Source organism: Streptococcus sp. FDAARGOS_520, from assembly GCF_003812685.1.
Classification (GTDB): Bacteria; Bacillota; Bacilli; order Lactobacillales; family Streptococcaceae; genus Streptococcus; species Streptococcus agalactiae.
Window position 1 is genome coordinate 401,251 of the sequence record NZ_CP033810.1, and the last position, 15,444, is coordinate 416,694.

A 15,444-nucleotide genomic window follows, 5' to 3' on the forward strand; every position below is an offset into this window, starting at 1 on the left:
TCGCAAAAAAACCACACTGCTCGGAGTCAATCTCAGCAAACAATGTGGTTTATGGTGGTTTGTTAACTTAAATCATAACAGGTTTGATTTAAACTAACAAATCGTTGACACTATTATAGCACTTCAGTCTACAAAGTCAACCTATTCATGAGTTTTTGGGTTATTTTTTTGATAGATATAATGACAAATCAAACAGAATAATAAGCAAAAACATTGGAAAATTAAAACCGTAAAGAAATTACTTAACAAACTCCCGATAAGGAGGATCAAACCGCCTAAAATTGCTAGAATCGGTGAAACTAAGCCGGTAAATTTATTTTTAATATCTTTTTTGAGATAAAGGCTGAGTACTAAAACATAAAGAATGATTAAACTGGTATTATTAAACACCACAGCAATTTCACTAATATCACTACCCGGCAATAAGTTAAATTTTGTAACCATAAAATGAACAAAAAGCCAAAAAATAGCTACAGCCGTCACCGTCAAACTAGCTGGCAATGACATTTGATACTTCAAATTTATGTTAGCCATCCTCTCACTTTTGATCCATCCGCGTTCCGCAAAAGCTTGAGGTAGACGCATCGTCCCAAGTAAAAGTCCATTGGCAACACCTAATACAGATAGAATAACAATGAAAGATAATAAACGCCCAACACTAGGACCGAAAATAATATTAGCTGCATAATTAATAGCATCATTACCGGTTGTCATAATAAAGCTAGCACCTAAAATTTGTGTCAAACCATAGAAAAATGCCAAATATGATAATAAGATAAGCGCTGGACCAATGACAAAGGCAAGTGGTAAATTCTTCTTGGGATTCTTGACTTCTGGTGCAATATTAACAAAAATTGTCCAACCATCATATGCAAAATACAATGGTACCAGACCTGACACCCAACTCCATCCAACATTTGACGGTTGAATAGCTGTTAAATGTTGTGGAAGTTGTGGAGCTTTATCAGACCAAAAAGCACCAATTAAAGCAATTAGAACTAAAGGAATCATTTTTACAAAGGTCGTTAAAGATTGGAATCCCCCTGCAATACGCTTAGCAAAGATATTCATGAGACTAAGCGCTAAAATATAAACAGCAGCTAAAATAATCTGTGATTCCAAACTTGATGATTCACCTAAAGTATAAAATGCAGCTACCCATGAAACGATTGCTGTTAAAGTTGGAAGATACAAAAAAGACGCAAACAAGCCTAAAGTTGCTGCTAAAGCTGGGCTAACATATTTTTCGTAGTAAGAAAAAATACCACCACTTTCACTCGTTCTAATAGCTAGCTCAGAAATTGACAAACTTCCAAAAACAATCGAAAAAGAACCTAGTACTAAAATTACCATGCCTAAAAAGACATCTCCACCAGTAAATTTAAGGATGTCATCAACTTTAAAATAAATGCCTGAACCAATCACTACACCTACAATCATAGCAATTGTAGTCATTAATCCATAGGTCTGTTTAATAGAATTATGATTCTCCATAATATCTCCATTTCTACTGTACGCTTAAAGGTTAATTATAACCTAATTTAGGGCTTGTCACAAGTTTATCTGTGTTATTTTTCACCAGATTCTGATAAGAGAATCATATTACTCTTATCAGAAAGATGAAAACGTTTTTTAACCATAATTCTCGTGCATTTTTACTAAAAAAAAGGTATCATAGAGTTTATTATTGGAGGTAAAAATGAGAATAATTGTTGTCGGCGGAGGTAAAGTCGGAACCGCACTTTGTCGCTCACTTGTTGCTGAAAAGCACGATGTTGTTTTAATTGAGAAAAAAGAAAACGTCCTTAAACGTGTCACTAAACAGCATGATATTATGGGAATTGTTGGGAATGGAGCAAACTATAAAATTTTAGAACAAGCCGAAGTCAAAAATTGTGATATTTTTATCGCTATCACTGATCGAGATGAAGTTAATATGATTTCAGCAGTTCTTGCCAAAAAAATGGGGGCAAAAGAGACTGTTGTTCGCATGCGTAATCCTGAGTATTCTAATCCTTACTTCAAAGATAAAAACTTTCTTGGCTTCTCTTCAGTTGTCAACCCTGAATTGTTAGCAGCACAATATATCGCTAATACCATAGAATTTCCAAATGCAACTTCAGTTGAACACTTCGCCAACGGGCGTGTGATGTTAATGGAATTTAAAATTTTAGAAGGAAATAAACTCTGTCATACTTCAATGAGTCAAATTCGTAAAAAATTTGGTAATATTGTTATTTGCGCAATTGAACGCGATGGCAAATTGATTATTCCTGATGGCGATGCAACTATCCAAGTCAAAGATAAAATCTTTGTAACTGGAAATCGTATTGAAATGATACTTTTCCATAATTACGTTAAAAATAAAGTTGTCAAAAACTTGATGGTTATCGGTGCAGGACGCATCGCCTACTACCTACTCAATATCCTTAAAAATACCAATACACACGTCAAACTAGTTGAACTCAACCAAGAGCAAGCTGAATATTTTAGTCAAGAATTTCCCAATGTTCCTGTCGTTCATGGGGATGGTACTGCTAAAAATATTTTGTTAGAAGAAAGCGTTACAAGTTTTGACGCAGTTGCTACTTTGACTGGTGTTGATGAAGAAAATATCATTACCTCAATGTTCTTAGAAAGTATCGGTATCCCTAAAAACATTACCAAAGTTAATCGAACTAGCCTACTAGAAATCATTGACGATAAACAACTATCAAGCATTATCACACCCAAGCGTATTGCCGTAGACCATGTGATGCACTTTGTACGCGGGCGTGTAAATGCTCAGGATTCCAACCTAGAAGCTATGCATCATATTGCTAACGATCGCATTGAAACCTTACAATTTGAAATAAAAGAAACTAGCAAATTAGCAAATCGTAGCCTTGCATCTTTAAAATTAAAGCAAAATATTTTAATTGCAGCGATTATTCGCAATAATAAAACGATTTTCCCAACTGGTGAGGATGTTTTAACAGTGGGTGATCGTATCGTTGTTATCACCTTATTAAAAAATATTACTAGAACTAGTGATATGTTAGCGAGGTAGGAATATGAATAAAAGTATGATTCGTTTCCTTCTCTCAAAACTTTTGCTAATTGAAGCTGCTCTTCTAGCGATTCCTCTAACTGTTGGACTTATTTACCGTGAACCGCAAAGTGTCATGATGAGTATAGTCATTACCATGATTATTTTAATCATCCTTGGATTACTGGGTTCTCTCTTTAAACCTAAAAATTATCATATCTACACTAAAGAAGGCATGTTAATTGTTGCACTCTGCTGGATACTTTGGTCCTTCTTTGGCGCCCTTCCATTTGTTATTTCAGGGCAAATCCCTAATATTATCGATGCTTTCTTTGAAGTATCTTCTGGTTTTACGACAACAGGAGCAACTATTCTTGATGACGTCAGTGTCTTATCACCCGCGCTCTTATTTTGGCGTAGCTTTACCCATCTTATCGGTGGAATGGGGGTTTTAGTATTTGCCCTTGCCATCATGGAAAATTCTAAAAATAGCCATTTAGAGGTTATGAGAGCTGAAGTTCCTGGACCTGTATTTGGTAAAGTTGTCTCGAAACTTAAAAAAACTGCACAAATTTTGTATTTGTTATATCTTCTTATGTTTGCAGTATTTGCAGTAATATTATATTTTGCAGGTATGCCTTTCTTTGATAGTATTATCATAGCGATGGGAACTGCAGGTACAGGTGGTTTTGCAGTTTACAATGATAGCATTGCTCATTATAATAGTCCTCTGATAACTAACTTAGTTTCTATTGGTATGCTTATCTTCGGGGTTAACTTTAATCTTTACTATCTTCTTTTACTCCGAAAAATTAAAGCATTCTTTGGTGATGAGGAACTAAAAACCTATCTCCGCATCGTGGCAATAGCAACTTTCATGATTGCTCTAAACGTCATCGGTATGTATGATAATTTTCGACAAGGCCTCGAACATATTTTCTTTGAAGTATCAGCTATTATTACGACAACTGGTTTTGGCGTGACTGATATCACTCGTTGGCCTTTGTTTTCACAGGTTATTTTGCTATTCTTGATGTTTATCGGTGGTTCTGCTGGCTCTACAGCTGGGGGCTTTAAAGTCATGCGTAGCTTAATCCTAGCAAAGATTGCACGTAACCAAGTATTGTCTACACTCTATCCTAATAGAGTCATGTCACTACACATTAATAAAAGCGTTCTAGATAAAAATACACAACATGGTGTTTTAAAATATCTAACTATCTATTTAGCTATCTTCATGGCACTCGTTCTTGTTTTAACGCTTGATACTAATGATTTTTTGGTTGTTATCAGTGCTGCAGCCTCATGTTTTAACAACATAGGCCCACTCTTAGGTAGCAATGAAACTTTCTCATTCTTTAGTCCATTCTCAAAACTCCTTCTTTCATTTGCTATGATAGCAGGACGTTTAGAAATATACCCTGTTTTATTGATGTTTATTCCTAAAACATGGTCAAAACTATAATTACAAATAATAAAACGGATATATCAATCTGATATATCCGTTTTATTACGTCTTAAGCTAAAATGATCAGGGACAGGATCATTTCCTCCGTGGGCTAAGGGATGACATCGCAAAATACGTGCAATCCCCATCAACACACCTTTTAGACCATGTTTTTGAATAGCTTCTATCATATACGTAGAGCAAGTTGGACGATAACGACAGCTAGCTGGGAAAGCTGGAGAAATATTTTTTTGGTAAAAGCGAACTAAGAAAATCAAAAAAGATTTAAGCATTAAGATTTATTAATAGCCGCATTATGCAACTGACTAATTTCTTTTTTATTTAATCGTCGTGCTTCCCCAGGACGGAGACCCGTTAAATCTAAGGTACCGAATTGTGTACGAGATAGCTTGTCCACTAATAACCCAACTTGTTCAAACATTTTCTTAACTTGATGATTACGACCTTCATGAATAGTTAATTCAACTACTGAACGATTTTTTTCATGATCCACTTTTATGATAGTATAGCGAGCAGGTTTTGTTTTCTTACCATCGATAACAACGCCACGCGTTAATGGTCGAAGGTTTTCTTTAGTAGCTATTCCTTTAACACGTGCTAAATAAACTTTATCAATTTCATTACGAGGATGAATCATTTTATCAGTAAAATCACCATCATTAGTCAAAATTAAAAGTCCAGTTGTATCCCAATCCAAGCGACCAACAGGATATATCCGTTCTTTGACTTGTGGCAACAAGTCAATAACTGTCTTACGTCCTTTATCATCTGAGACACTTGAAATAACACCACGTGGTTTATTTAAGAGATAATATACCTTCTCTTCGTTGTAAATTGGACTTCCTTCAATTTCAACCAGATCACCAGCCTTTACTTGGGTCGCCAATTCATTAACCACTTGACCATTAATCGTGACCATTCCTTGCTTGATTAATTCCTCAGCTTTTCTACGACTTGCAATCCCTGCATGCGCAATATATTTATTAATTCTCATTGTTTTCCTTATCTTCTGTATTAATTGAATCCATTGAAAATAACGATACTTCTTCGTCAACTAATTCAATTGAAGAGGCGTCAATTAAGTCATCTAACTGATTAATTCCCATATAATCTAAGAAATAATTAGTTGTCTCATAAAGGTTAGGACGTCCCAACACTTCTTTCTTTCCAGCCTCTTTAATTAAACCAAAAGCTATCAGTCTCGTTATAGCTCCACTGGAATTCACGCCACGAATATCATCAATTTCAATCCTAGTAATAGGTTGTTTATAAGCAATAATAGATAGAACTTCCAAACTTGCCCGAGATAGACTCTGATTAATCGGAGCCTTCGCATAATCTCTCAACAAAGTCATATAACTATCCTTTGTTACCAATTTATAAGTTTGTGCTGTCTCAAGCAATAATAGACTAGAATCGTCATCTTCTTCATATCGTTTAGCCAACTTTTCTAGTTGCTGTATTAATGCTGATGGTGTCAAAGACAATAATTCTGCCATTTGACGCAAACTCAGTCCATCTTCACCTGCAACAAAAAGAAGAGCTTCTATTGAGCCTAAATAAGTCATTTCTCTTCCTTTCTTAAGATAACTTGACTAAAATTACTGTCTTGTTCTACTGTGATTTGATGTAATTTTATCAACTCTAACATTGCCAAAAATAAAGTTATCATTTCAGATTTTGTTTGGCAATCCGCAAACACTTCTTGTAATGTCGTTTTCTTTTTAAGATTAAAATGTCTTTCAATAACGATCATCATATCTTCAATACGGTAGTCTTCTTTCTCAATTACCGTTTGACTATTTGACAATTCTTTTTGTTTTTGGGACATCATTTGAGAAAAAGTCAAAAAAAGATCCATCACCGATTTATCGTGTAGAAGAATTGCATCTTCAAAGATAACTTCTTGTTTTGGTTTTGAAAAATATTTGGCGCGTTCCTGATGCTGATTAGCTAACTCTTCACTTAGCACTTTAAAACGTCTATATTCCTCTAATTGGCTCAACAATTCCATTTCTGGATCATCTTCAATAGGATTTGACTCCACTACTTTAGGTAATAAGTTACGGCTTTTTATCAACATCAGCTGACTTGCCATAAGCATATACTCACCAGCTACTTCTAGACGCATCGCCTGTAATGTTGCTATATAAGCAAGGTACTGCTCAATAACTTCCACAATCGGTACATCGTATATATCAACCTCATATTTAGATACGAGGTGCAAGAGTAAGTCTAGGGGCCCCTCGAAATCTTTTAACTTAATATCCATTATCTATAATATCTCTCTAAAGTGATAGGAGTTTTTAAGCCTAGAAGGCGACTGAGCTCCGTCATCGTTTTGCCATTTTCTTTTTGCTTTAGAATAAATTGTTCTCGCAGAAGTTGTGCAGTTAGTTGTTGCTCATTCTTCTCATTTAAGAAATCTGTTAATTGATTAAAAAACCATTGTCTAGAATAAGGCTTACCGTTATGCTCAAAGACTAAGTCACCATCTTCCTCTAAAGATTCCAAAAGAAAAGGAAGCAAGTCTTCTGGAAGTTTTAAAATACGCTTCATCTGCGATTTTTCAATACTTAAGATATTAAAAGTTGTATCAAAATCAGCCTTCTTCAAATTAGCAATTTCAGCCGGAGTTAAACCTAAAGATAAAATCAACAAAGCAATCAAACGACCACTCGGATAATCAGTATCTTGATAGAAATTTGATAAATCCATTATTTGAGACTTTGTCTGAGCCAAAGTGATTTTTTCAGTCTCTTGTAGTCTGTAAAATTCCTTCAGCGTTCCTCTATTATATAAAAAGAAAAGAAATTGATTGACTGCAGATAACTTTCGCTTACGAGCTGTTAACTTAAATTCACTTAGAGACTGTTGATACAATGCCAGTTTTTCAGAATTTACATGTCCACCAATTATTTTATAAAATTGCTTTAAATCATAGTGATAGGACTTACGCGAATTGAGAGATAATTTCTTACTCTCAATAAAATTATTAATATCATTTATCATTGTTTTTAGGAGTGATAGTATATTCGTCTGTAAAATCATGTAGGAGGCTATTAATAGCTTTTAAAATCGATTTACGGGTTATAATGCCTCTAAAATCATTTTGATCACTGATAACAGGTAAAAATGGATAATCTACAATCTTATGCATAATTGCTGTCAGAGTAGCTGCCTCATTAATCGGCTCGATTTTTGTATTAACCATCTCAACAATATCAGTCTGTGCCATCTCCCAATCTGTTAATTGACCTTTAGATTGGTAGCCCATAATGTCTGAGATACTAATAGTACCTACATATTTTTTCTCTTTAGTGATAACTGGTACACGTGAAAAACCATTACTTGCTAATAGTAACATAACGTGGTCTGCATTGTGTGTATCCACAAAAATAGCAACGTCTTCAGCTGGAATTAGATAGTGGTCCAAATGATTTAGCAAAAACGACTCAAATTCTTTAGCAATCATCTTGATAATTCCTTTGTCAAGTTAGGATAGGGTTGGTGTTGGCGAGTATAATACTCTACCAAAACCTTACTATCTGTTATAGTTACAACAGCGTAAAGCTTCTCATTTATTGGTCCTCTTGGCTGCAAAACACTACCTGGATTGATAAAAATAGTTTTACCATTTTTCCAAGCATCTGCACGATGAAGATGACCATATAAACAAATATCCGCGTCTTCTTGCTGAGCTAATAAATCCAATTTATCCCAGGTAAAATTAATCTGATGGAGATGACCATGGGTTTGAACAATAACAGCATTATCTATTTTTGTAACCAAAACTTCCGGATAACCTGAATCATAATCACAATTTCCTGTGACCACATGAATGCCTTCCCATATAGGATCTGAGCTAGGAAGTTCGGAATCCCCATTGTGAAAAATAGCATCCACTTTTCCCAAATAATGATTCTTTATATCTTTTACAATGTCACGATCTCCGTGAGAATCACTCATTACAACTAATTTTCTAATTGCCATTTTGGAAATACCTCCATCAATTTACGGACAGCTTGCCCACGATGTGATAGATTATTTTTTTCTTGTGCGCTCAATTCAGCTGCTGTCCTACTACCTTCTCCGACAATAAAGAGCGGATCATAACCAAAGCCATTTTCCCCCTTAGGTTCCGTACCAATATAACCTGGCCACTCTGCTTCAACTACCAAACTTTCTTTATTTGGAGCTGACACGACTAAGGTTGTATGAAACTGTGCTGAACGTCTTTCTTTGTCAAATACCATGGCTAATTCATGCAATAATTTGGCATTATTACGAGCATCTGTCGCGTCAGGACCTGAAAAACGAGCAGACCATACCCCTGGCAAACCACCTAAAGCATCTACTTTTAATCCGGAATCATCTGAAATTACCATTTTTCCAGTTAATTTTGAAATAGTCTCTGCTTTAAGTCGAGCATTTTCTTCAAAGGTCATACCAGTCTCTTCAACTTCTGGTAAATCTGGGTAATCATTTAAATTTTCAACTTTGAGTCCTAATTTCCCAAATAATTCTCTAAATTCCTTCGTTTTTCCTTCATTGTGAGTCGCAATTAATATGGTATCCCCAAAATTATTATCATTCTTTAAATCAAAGAATTTTTCTAAAGAAGTGCCCTCTTTAGGTAAGTGAACTAAGAACAACTGATCATCTTCACTAACTAAGATGGCCCCTTTATGTTGAGTCACTTTGATATGCCTTGAATACTCTTGATTAATCATATCAACGAGGAATGCTAATAATTGAAAATCCGAAGTCATCTGCACAACGTGAAGCTGTAGACCTTCAACTTTCAAAGTTGATAATAGACGATGAAAAACATCTTGGATGGCTTCGTAAGATTCATCATTACCAAAACAAGTAAAATAATTAAAAGCTTGGAAACTACCTAAAAACCAATTGCCTTCAGTTTTACTTTCAAAAATTGTTTTTGTCATAATACGATACGCTCCACATTTATTTCTTGACTAAGCCATTGTTCTGCAATTTCTTTAAAACCTTTTGGGCTGGCGGTTGTGTAAAAGTGATGACCACCGTGTTTATTTTGCCAATTATGGTTTATCTCAAAATAGTTCAATAAAACAGAAATATCACGAACGGTTTCTGCGCCACTATCAATTAATTTAACCTCAGCCCCCATAACATTTTGAATGATGGGACGTAATAGGGGATAATGCGTGCAACCTAAAATTAAAGTATCTAATTTACCAACTAATGGGGACAACGTTTCATAAACCACCTTTTTGGCTAAACTAGAAGACATCTGATTTGATTCCACAATTGGAACAAATTTCGGACAAGCAAGGGATACCACAGCAGTATTTGGAGACAAAGCTTGAATTTTTTGACGATAAGCATCTGATTTAACAGTCATGGGAGTACCTATAATACCAACTTTCCCTAAATTAGTTGATTTGATAGCTGCGCTAGCTCCTGGTAAAATAACGCCTAAAACAGGGATGTCTAGTTTTTCTTTAATTTCTTGCCAGGCAACTGCAGTTGCTGTATTACAAGCTATAACAATCATCTTAACATTTTTAGTCAATAAGAAGTTAACCATCTGCCAGGTAAACTCTCTAATCTGTTGAGCAGGTCTAGGACCATACGGAGCTCTAGCCTGATCTCCAATGAAGATTACTTCCTCTTCTGGAAGTTGACGGAACATTTCCTTAACAACCGTTAAACCACCTACACCAGAATCTAGAAAGCCAATAGGCCTACTATCCATTTTTATTCCTCCAATATTAGTGACTAAAAGAGGCTGGACAACAGTCCTAGCCTCTCTATACAATAACCAATCAGTCAAATCTACACTTGACCAAGTTTGCCCAAATCTTGTCTAGAAATCTGATGGACTATCACTCACTATTTCATCACTAAACGCTTCAATGCTAAAACACTCTTATTTTTTAGTTTTGATAGCTGTTTTTGCGTGTTTTACAATATTACGGTATGTTTGTTGAACTTTAGCTTCACTAGGTTTTTGTCCCATTTGACTCATCATTTCACGAATAGCATCCGGTGTTAAACGAGGGTGCTCTCCAATCTCTTTTTCAATTTGTTTACGAGCAATAAAAATGCCTCCCACGAGACCACCAAACAAAGCGACGATAATTAATAAAATCCAAATAGTTGTTGACATCTATTCATTCTCCTCATTTATTTACATGACTCATTATAGCAAAAAAAGAAAGAGTTTACAAATATATGTAAACAAAATCAAAGCCTCTATCGTCCTTGTCACGTCAATACACTATTAAATTTTCACTAGAGCATGGTTAAGCACATAGTCGAGTCCTTTATCTTATCCTAAGTGTTTTCCCCAACTTTTGTGTCATCCATTTCCAAATGAAGAGAGCTATGTAAAAATCTACCAATCCATGTAGCAAAGAGCCTAGTCCTATCAAAGAAAATAGTGACCATAAATAAGTTGAACTACTGTTAGAAGTCATTGTGATTATATAAACAGTAATAAATTCGAGCAGACCATGAATTATGTTAATAGCTACAGCAAATAACAATGTTTGCCATTTACTCATCAATAAAGAGGGCTTTGACTTAATCAAGAAAGCCGCAATTAATGCAAATCCGATATGTGATAAAGCTCTAAGAACGATTACAATCGGAAAACCAGCTAGTAGAAATCCAAGTCCTGTCCCTAAAGCTACCAATATTGCAACTGGAACAGATATAAAAATACTTAAAAATAAAGGTACATGGCTTGCTAAGGTGAAAGAAGCAGGCCCAATAATTATTTTAGCAGGCATGATTATAGGAATCATGATTGCAAAAGCTACTAAAATAGAAGTATAAGAAACCATTTGTGTTGTTTTTTTTGACATTTTTATCTCCTTTGAAGCTATTATACAAAATAACCTTACAGGTGTAAAGACACCTGTAAGGTTATTTGTCTATGTATAAAATTCCTGCTTTTTTTAGAGCCTCACATATTTGGTCAAAAACTGACTGATCTTGACAAGAAATCATATGTGTATGTAGACCATCTGTCAAAGAGGATAGCAATTCTGCATTGGAAACTTTTAATTTAGCAGTAAAATTATCAATGTCTTTTTGGCTTTGAATGTTTAAGGGAGCAATCAGCATCCCATAAATAGGGTGCTCTACCTCCACATTCATAATGATTCCTTGATACCGCAAAATAATTTCCAGTTCTTCTTCTGTCTGTTCTATGCCATGCTGACAAACCAATCTAGCTGTGAATTGATGAGTACTTAGAGCACTGGACATAAGGTATCCTTTTGGGGTAGAAATAATATCACATTGTTGTGCACGCAATAAGGCAATATCTCCAACAATCACCTGCCTACTAACACTAAAAATCTTTGCTAATGTGCTTGCCGATATAGCTTCTTTTGTTCCTTTTAAAGTCGTTAAAATATTTTCTCGACGCTCCTGTGCCTTCATATAACAAATTCCTTCTTTGGTGTTATTTCACAATTAAAAACTGGCTAGAATATCTAACCAGTTAGCCTCAATCATTTCGTGCAAAAAGACGAAGAATATTTAAGAATAGATTAATAAAATCAAGATAAAGGCTTAGTGCCATCGAAACTGCCCAACCATCTGCGACTTGGCCGCCTTGGCTATTGTAGACATATTTAATCATTTGGTTATCGTAAGCAATCAATCCAGAAAAGATGATGACACATACGATACTAATGATATAACTCATACCCCCACTACCGATAAATAAATTAACAAGACTTGCAATTAAAATCCCAATTAAAGCAGCCATTAACGCTTTACGCATACCTGATAAATCTTTTTTAGTCTTAGCTCCAATCAAAGCCATTGCAAAGAAAACAGCCGCAGATGTTATAAAAGCTTGAAGAACTGTAGTTTGCGTGTACCTTGCGATAATGAAACTTAAAGTAAACCCATTCAAAGCTGAATAAATCAAAAATAATGGTAATGCAGCTGGTGTGTTTCGACGCGCCGCTCCACTAGCAACAAAGACTAAAACCAATTCTAAGATGATTGCTCCAAAATACAACCCTGGCATTTTTTGCATGATGGCAATCATATTTTGTGGAAACATATACAGCATAATCGCAGAAACAGCAGCTGACAAACCTACTCCTATCCCTACAAGACCGTAAATCTTAGCAAAAAATTGATTCAGCCCTGAATCAGATTGTGTGTAAATGACGTTATCATTCATATGTATTTTCCTATTCTAAATTTTAATGATTATGACTACCTAAGAATTTGCGACTAAAACGGATAGGTTTCTTAAAAATACGTTTGAGTGGACGAGAAGCCTCTCGTACTGCCCAATACTTATCAACCATAGTCACAATATAACTTTCTTTATAACGTGGCGGTGCAATAGTCGCTCCCCACATGTGCTTCAAAATAATATCTTCTTCTCTAGCGTTTAAATCAGTTAATTTTCGCGCATTACGAACCGCTATCCTTGGATGAACCCAGGCATGGCTCTTGTTAAATTTCGTTACACGCCAATCATAATAAAAGAAATCATGTAGTAAACCACCTCGAGCAGTACTACTCGCATCCCAACCAAACTTCTTAGCAATTTTATAACTTGTATAACTAACATTTATAGAATGCTCTAAGCGAGTTGAGTGATGATGTTGGACAATAGCTTCGAGTTTTTGGAAACGTGGATGGTCAATAAGGTGACCGACCAAATCCATGAAGTCCTTATCGTCTTGATACTTTTTCATTATAATCACCCCTCTGGGGATATTATAACATATGAACTTAAATTAAGCTGAAAATGACTACTCCCGCAGCTACTGCTACATTAAGACTTTCTGCTTGTCCAGGCATTTCAATATGTGCTAAAACATCTGCTTCTTCTGTCATAGTTTTGGAAATTCCCTGTCCCTCATTTCCCATGATTAAAGCAAAATAATCATATTTAGGGAGATTCTTATAATTTACCGATTGTTCAGATAAAGTTGTCGCAATCATAGTTATCCCTTCTGCTTTACAAAAGTTAACAAACTGCTCTATTTCTACCCTAAATACTGGTAAATGAAAGTGACTGCCTTGCATAGAACGAAGTGTTTTTTGGTTATACAAATCAGCAGATTTCTGAGATAAAAAAACAGCATCAAAATTCGCTGCATCTGCAGTTCGAACCATTGTTCCTAGGTTTCCTGGATCCTGCACATCTTCTAATACAAGAAAACGTCCTTTTTTAATATCTGTCCATCTTGTCTCTTGAAAGGCAATCTCAGCTACAATCCCTTGAGGAGTCTGTGAGTCAGTTAATTCTTTCAAAACATCATCTGTAACAACAATAGCTCTCTCGGGTTTTCTCAAACGATCTATTGCCGTTTCTGTCACAAAAATATTTAAAAATTGTGCACCATATTTTTCAGCTTCCTCAAATAAATGCCAGCCTTCAATAAGATATGAAGATTTCCGATATTTTTTTTGTAACAACTTTTTCGTTTTTTTAATGAGATTATTTGATTTTGAAGTTATAATAGTAGTCATAAACCTATTATATCAGAAAAGAGGTCAAGTTATGAAAAAAGTTCATTTAATTGTCTCAGGGCGCGTTCAAGGAGTCGGATTTCGCTATGCAACTTATTCCTTAGCTTTAGAAATAGGTGATATTTACGGTCGCGTTTGGAATAACGATGATGGAACTGTTGAAATTTTAGCACAATCTACAGATTCAAATAAAATGACACAATTTATTCAGAAAATTCGAAAAGGACCTTCAAAATGGTCTAAAGTAACTTATGTTGATATTAAACTAGATAACTTCGATGATTTTAATGACTTTAAAATGAGTAATTAAAAATCATTCTGCGGAAGTATTGTTTAATTCTTAAAAAAAAAGTAAAATAGATAGGTATATTAAAAATTAGAGGAACTAAAAACATTGAAAAAAACATTGAAACGTATCTTATTCTCTAGCTTATCTTTGTCTATGTTATTATTATTGACAGGATGTGTTAGCGTTGATAAGGCTGGAAAACCCTATGGAGTTATCTGGAATACTCTTGGAGTGCCTATGGCCAACCTCATTACTTATTTCGCTCAACACCAAGGGCTTGGTTTTGGTGTCGCTATCATTATTGTAACCGTCATCGTACGTGTCGTTATCTTACCACTTGGACTTTATCAGTCTTGGAAAGCTAGCTATCAAGCTGAAAAAATGGCATACTTTAAGCCTTTATTTGAACCTATTAATGAACGACTACGCAATGCTAAAACACAAGAAGAAAAATTAGCAGCTCAGACAGAATTAATGACAGCTCAACGTGAGAATGGCCTTAGCATGTTTGGCGGTATTGGCTGCTTGCCATTACTCATTCAGATGCCATTTTTCTCAGCTATTTTCTTTGCTGCACGCTATACTCCTGGAGTCTCTAGTGCAACCTTCTTGGGACTTAACTTAGGTCAAAAGAGTCTGACACTTACTGTCATTATCGCCATTCTTTATTTTGTACAATCTTGGTTGTCAATGCAAGGTGTTCCAGATGAACAACGTCAGCAAATGAAAACAATGATGTATCTGATGCCAATAATGATGGTATTCATGTCTATTAGTTTACCTGCTAGTGTTGCGCTTTATTGGTTTATTGGTGGTATTTTCAGTATTATCCAGCAGCTAGTTACGACTTATGTACTTAAGCCTAAACTACGCCGAAAAGTAGAAGAAGAATATACTAAAAATCCTCCTAAAGCCTACAAAGCTAATAACGCACGAAAAGATGTTACAAATTCAACTAAAGCCACTGAATCTAATCAAGCAATTATTACATCTAAAAAAACAAATCGTAACGCCGGAAAACAAAAAAGACGGGGATAAAACAAGCATACTAAATAATGGTGTGTTGTCCTAAACAGTTAAAGATTATTATGTAATTCAAGTAAAAAAGACTTAGTTCTATGTCCTACATAGCTAAGTCTTTTTAGTTTTGCCTAACTT

20 protein-coding genes are annotated in these 15,444 nt (G+C 35.1%); 4 read left to right on the top strand and 16 right to left on the bottom strand.

Going from position 1 to position 15,444, the window contains the following annotated elements; genetic code table 11:
* Positions 1 to 141 precede the first annotated feature (141 nt).
* On the bottom strand, positions 142 to 1,494 hold the full coding sequence (locus EGX96_RS02105; protein WP_000427463.1) for an APC family permease: 1,353 nt from the start codon (positions 1,492 to 1,494) through the stop codon (positions 142 to 144).
* A 205-nt stretch (positions 1,495 to 1,699) separates the two neighbouring features.
* On the opposite strand from EGX96_RS02105, the gene trkA reads away from it, so the two are divergent.
* A complete protein-coding gene (gene trkA / locus EGX96_RS02110; protein ID WP_001220338.1) occupies positions 1,700 to 3,049 on the top strand; it encodes a Trk system potassium transporter TrkA in 1,350 nt (449 codons plus the stop codon).
* A gap of 4 nt (positions 3,050 to 3,053) precedes the next feature.
* Positions 3,054 to 4,493, top strand: coding sequence for a TrkH family potassium uptake protein (locus tag EGX96_RS02115; RefSeq protein WP_001043409.1), 1,440 nt, complete (start codon positions 3,054 to 3,056; stop codon positions 4,491 to 4,493).
* Between the two features lie 23 nt (positions 4,494 to 4,516).
* Here EGX96_RS02115 and yidD read toward each other — a convergent pair whose 3' ends face one another.
* The 15 genes from yidD to EGX96_RS02190 all read right to left on the bottom strand — a co-directional run bounded on the left by yidD (position 4,517) and on the right by EGX96_RS02190 (position 13,997).
* Positions 4,517 to 4,768 carry a membrane protein insertion efficiency factor YidD gene (gene yidD, locus EGX96_RS02120; RefSeq protein ID WP_000920196.1) on the bottom strand — a complete coding sequence of 84 codons (252 nt, stop codon included), beginning with the start codon at positions 4,766 to 4,768 and terminating at the stop codon, positions 4,517 to 4,519.
* Positions 4,768 to 5,490, bottom strand: a complete 723-nt coding sequence (locus EGX96_RS02125; protein WP_001222207.1) for a pseudouridine synthase — start codon at positions 5,488 to 5,490, stop codon at positions 4,768 to 4,770. Before EGX96_RS02125 ends, yidD begins: the two co-directional genes overlap by 1 nt.
* Positions 5,480 to 6,064 (bottom strand): SMC-Scp complex subunit ScpB, encoded by a 585-nt coding sequence (gene scpB / locus EGX96_RS02130; RefSeq protein ID WP_000221690.1) that lies wholly within the window; start codon positions 6,062 to 6,064, stop codon positions 5,480 to 5,482. The genes EGX96_RS02125 and scpB overlap by 11 nt, the downstream gene beginning before the upstream one ends.
* Entirely contained in the window at positions 6,061 to 6,768 is a 708-nt protein-coding gene (locus EGX96_RS02135; protein ID WP_000351869.1) for a segregation/condensation protein A, read from the bottom strand. Before EGX96_RS02135 ends, scpB begins: the two co-directional genes overlap by 4 nt.
* Complete coding sequence (gene xerD / locus EGX96_RS02140; RefSeq protein WP_000606411.1) at positions 6,768 to 7,508, bottom strand: site-specific tyrosine recombinase XerD; 741 nt, start codon at positions 7,506 to 7,508, stop codon at positions 6,768 to 6,770. Before xerD ends, EGX96_RS02135 begins: the two co-directional genes overlap by 1 nt.
* On the bottom strand, positions 7,498 to 7,971 hold the full coding sequence (cbpB, locus tag EGX96_RS02145; RefSeq protein ID WP_000560703.1) for a cyclic-di-AMP-binding protein CbpB: 474 nt from the start codon (positions 7,969 to 7,971) through the stop codon (positions 7,498 to 7,500). The genes xerD and cbpB overlap by 11 nt, the downstream gene beginning before the upstream one ends.
* Positions 7,968 to 8,489: a metallophosphoesterase gene (locus tag EGX96_RS02150; RefSeq protein WP_001007722.1), complete on the bottom strand. Its 522-nt coding sequence runs from the start codon at positions 8,487 to 8,489 to the stop codon at positions 7,968 to 7,970. The genes cbpB and EGX96_RS02150 overlap by 4 nt, the downstream gene beginning before the upstream one ends.
* Entirely contained in the window at positions 8,471 to 9,445 is a 975-nt protein-coding gene (locus tag EGX96_RS02155) for a nucleoside-triphosphate diphosphatase (RefSeq protein ID WP_000167813.1), read from the bottom strand. The genes EGX96_RS02150 and EGX96_RS02155 overlap by 19 nt, the downstream gene beginning before the upstream one ends.
* Complete coding sequence (gene racE / locus EGX96_RS02160; protein ID WP_000378349.1) at positions 9,442 to 10,236, bottom strand: glutamate racemase; 795 nt, start codon at positions 10,234 to 10,236, stop codon at positions 9,442 to 9,444. Before racE ends, EGX96_RS02155 begins: the two co-directional genes overlap by 4 nt.
* A gap of 174 nt (positions 10,237 to 10,410) precedes the next feature.
* Entirely contained in the window at positions 10,411 to 10,650 is a 240-nt protein-coding gene (locus tag EGX96_RS02165) for a YneF family protein (protein WP_000108275.1), read from the bottom strand.
* Between the two features lie 157 nt (positions 10,651 to 10,807).
* Complete coding sequence (locus EGX96_RS02170) at positions 10,808 to 11,350, bottom strand: hypothetical protein (RefSeq protein WP_000039538.1); 543 nt, start codon at positions 11,348 to 11,350, stop codon at positions 10,808 to 10,810.
* A gap of 61 nt (positions 11,351 to 11,411) precedes the next feature.
* Positions 11,412 to 11,933, bottom strand: a complete 522-nt coding sequence (locus tag EGX96_RS02175; RefSeq protein WP_123957810.1) for a transcription repressor NadR — start codon at positions 11,931 to 11,933, stop codon at positions 11,412 to 11,414.
* Between the two features lie 67 nt (positions 11,934 to 12,000).
* A complete protein-coding gene (locus EGX96_RS02180; protein WP_000999457.1) occupies positions 12,001 to 12,690 on the bottom strand; it encodes a Bax inhibitor-1/YccA family protein in 690 nt (229 codons plus the stop codon).
* Between the two features lie 22 nt (positions 12,691 to 12,712).
* Entirely contained in the window at positions 12,713 to 13,216 is a 504-nt protein-coding gene (locus EGX96_RS02185) for an HD domain-containing protein (RefSeq protein WP_000760496.1), read from the bottom strand.
* Positions 13,217 to 13,253: 37 nt separating this feature from the next.
* Complete coding sequence (locus EGX96_RS02190) at positions 13,254 to 13,997, bottom strand: TrmH family RNA methyltransferase (protein WP_000207505.1); 744 nt, start codon at positions 13,995 to 13,997, stop codon at positions 13,254 to 13,256.
* Positions 13,998 to 14,028: 31 nt separating this feature from the next.
* Between EGX96_RS02190 and EGX96_RS02195 the strand changes: the two genes are divergently transcribed.
* Together EGX96_RS02195 and yidC are read left to right on the top strand one after the other, a co-directional pair.
* Complete coding sequence (locus EGX96_RS02195; RefSeq protein ID WP_000755490.1) at positions 14,029 to 14,307, top strand: acylphosphatase; 279 nt, start codon at positions 14,029 to 14,031, stop codon at positions 14,305 to 14,307.
* A gap of 84 nt (positions 14,308 to 14,391) precedes the next feature.
* Entirely contained in the window at positions 14,392 to 15,324 is a 933-nt protein-coding gene (gene yidC, locus EGX96_RS02200) for a membrane protein insertase YidC (protein WP_000751931.1), read from the top strand.
* The last annotated feature ends 120 nt before the right edge of the window (positions 15,325 to 15,444 follow it).

Bases quoted from the DNA above. Each gene is read 5' to 3' on its own strand.
- EGX96_RS02165 (WP_000108275.1), bottom strand. From the start codon at position 10,650: ATGTCAACAACTATTTGGATTTTATTAATTATCGTCGCTTTGTTTGGT.
- EGX96_RS02115 (WP_001043409.1), top strand. From the start codon at position 3,054: ATGAATAAAAGTATGATTCGTTTCCTTCTCTCAAAACTTTTGCTAATT.
- EGX96_RS02105 (WP_000427463.1), bottom strand. From the start codon at position 1,494: ATGGAGAATCATAATTCTATTAAACAGACCTATGGATTAATGACTACA.
- EGX96_RS02170 (WP_000039538.1), bottom strand. From the start codon at position 11,350: ATGTCAAAAAAAACAACACAAATGGTTTCTTATACTTCTATTTTAGTA.
- EGX96_RS02185 (WP_000760496.1), bottom strand. From the start codon at position 13,216: ATGAAAAAGTATCAAGACGATAAGGACTTCATGGATTTGGTCGGTCAC.
- EGX96_RS02135 (WP_000351869.1), bottom strand. From the start codon at position 6,768: ATGGATATTAAGTTAAAAGATTTCGAGGGGCCCCTAGACTTACTCTTG.
- scpB (WP_000221690.1), bottom strand. From the start codon at position 6,064: ATGACTTATTTAGGCTCAATAGAAGCTCTTCTTTTTGTTGCAGGTGAA.
- EGX96_RS02175 (WP_123957810.1), bottom strand. From the start codon at position 11,933: ATGAAGGCACAGGAGCGTCGAGAAAATATTTTAACGACTTTAAAAGGA.
- cbpB (WP_000560703.1), bottom strand. From the start codon at position 7,971: ATGATTGCTAAAGAATTTGAGTCGTTTTTGCTAAATCATTTGGACCAC.
- racE (WP_000378349.1), bottom strand. From the start codon at position 10,236: ATGGATAGTAGGCCTATTGGCTTTCTAGATTCTGGTGTAGGTGGTTTA.
- EGX96_RS02180 (WP_000999457.1), bottom strand. From the start codon at position 12,690: ATGAATGATAACGTCATTTACACACAATCTGATTCAGGGCTGAATCAA.
- EGX96_RS02195 (WP_000755490.1), top strand. From the start codon at position 14,029: ATGAAAAAAGTTCATTTAATTGTCTCAGGGCGCGTTCAAGGAGTCGGA.
- yidD (WP_000920196.1), bottom strand. From the start codon at position 4,768: ATGCTTAAATCTTTTTTGATTTTCTTAGTTCGCTTTTACCAAAAAAAT.
- EGX96_RS02155 (WP_000167813.1), bottom strand. From the start codon at position 9,445: ATGACAAAAACAATTTTTGAAAGTAAAACTGAAGGCAATTGGTTTTTA.
- trkA (WP_001220338.1), top strand. From the start codon at position 1,700: ATGAGAATAATTGTTGTCGGCGGAGGTAAAGTCGGAACCGCACTTTGT.
- EGX96_RS02150 (WP_001007722.1), bottom strand. From the start codon at position 8,489: ATGGCAATTAGAAAATTAGTTGTAATGAGTGATTCTCACGGAGATCGT.
- EGX96_RS02125 (WP_001222207.1), bottom strand. From the start codon at position 5,490: ATGAGAATTAATAAATATATTGCGCATGCAGGGATTGCAAGTCGTAGA.
- xerD (WP_000606411.1), bottom strand. From the start codon at position 7,508: ATGATAAATGATATTAATAATTTTATTGAGAGTAAGAAATTATCTCTC.
- EGX96_RS02190 (WP_000207505.1), bottom strand. From the start codon at position 13,997: ATGACTACTATTATAACTTCAAAATCAAATAATCTCATTAAAAAAACG.